Raw genomic sequence first — 1,064 nt, 5'->3', positions numbered from 1 at the left:
CGCCTGAAGACCCTGAAAGTGTCGGAGCCGGCCAAGCGCTCGGCCGGCATCACCGTGCCGGACGTGGCGACCCTGGTGTCGAAGCTGCGTACCGAAGCCAAAGTCATCTAAAGAATATAAGGGAACATCATGGTCGCACTCGTTATTGCAGAACACGACAATGCCTCGCTGAAGGCCGTCACCCTGAACACCGTCACCGCCGCCGCCCAGTGCGGTGGAGAAGTCCACATCCTGGTCGCCGGCTCGGGCTGCGGCGCGGTCGCGGAAGCAGCCGCCAAGGTCGCCAGCGTCTCGAAAGTGCTGGTCGCCGATGCGCCGCATTTCGCCGACGGCCTGGCCGAGAACGTCGCCGAGCAGATCCTGGCGGTGGCCGGTTCGTACTCGCACATCCTGGCCCCGGCTTCGGCCTACGGCAAGAACATCCTGCCGCGCGTGGCCGCAAGGCTGGACGTGGCCCAGATCTCGGAAATCACCAAGGTCGACGCCCCGGATACCTTCGAGCGTCCGATCTACGCCGGCAACGCCATCGCCATCGTGCAGTCCAGCGACAAGGTGAAAGTGATCACCGTGCGCGGCACCGGCTTCGATGCCGCAGCAAGCGAAGGCGGCTCGGCCGCCGTCGAGAACGTGCCGGCGGTTGCCGATTCCGGCAAATCTTCTTTTGTGGGCCGCGAGCTGGCCAAGTCGGACCGTCCGGAACTGACCGGCGCCAAGATCGTCGTCTCGGGCGGCCGCGGCATGGGCTCGGGCGAGAACTTCAAGATCCTGGAACCGCTGGCCGACAAGCTGGGCGCCGCCATGGGCGCATCGCGCGCGGCAGTGGACGCCGGCTACGTGCCGAACGACTGGCAGGTCGGCCAGACCGGCAAGATCGTCGCGCCGCAACTGTACATCGCGGTCGGCATCTCGGGCGCGATCCAGCACCTGGCCGGCATGAAGGACTCGAAGACCATCGTCGCCATCAACAAGGATCCGGAAGCGCCGATCTTCTCGGTGGCCGATTACGGCATCGTCGGCGACCTGTTCGAGGTCGTGCCGGCGCTGGTCAAGGAACTGGGCTAAGC

Annotated in this window: 1 protein-coding gene and 1 pseudogene; both read left to right on the top strand. The window is 65.9% G+C overall.

Annotation, left to right across the window (positions count from 1 at the left end; all coding sequences use genetic code 11):
- Nucleotides 1-111 (top strand): annotated as a pseudogene (locus tag AC1DOP_RS27155) (electron transfer flavoprotein subunit beta/FixA family protein); the annotation flags it as partial.
- An 18-nt stretch (nucleotides 112-129) separates the two neighbouring features.
- Nucleotides 130-1,062, top strand: a complete 933-nt coding sequence (locus tag AC1DOP_RS27150; protein WP_477254393.1) for an electron transfer flavoprotein subunit alpha/FixB family protein — start codon at nucleotides 130-132, stop codon at nucleotides 1,060-1,062.
- Nucleotides 1,063-1,064: the final 2 nt, after the last annotated feature.

Source organism: Massilia sp. 01N410 (assembly GCF_056399665.1).
This window is presented reverse-complemented; position numbering and strand designations above follow the sequence as displayed.

What these genes read in the sequence shown, in the direction of transcription:
- AC1DOP_RS27150 (WP_477254393.1), top strand. Translation starts at nt 130, where the DNA reads ATGGTCGCACTCGTTATTGCAGAACACGACAATGCCTCGCTGAAGGCC.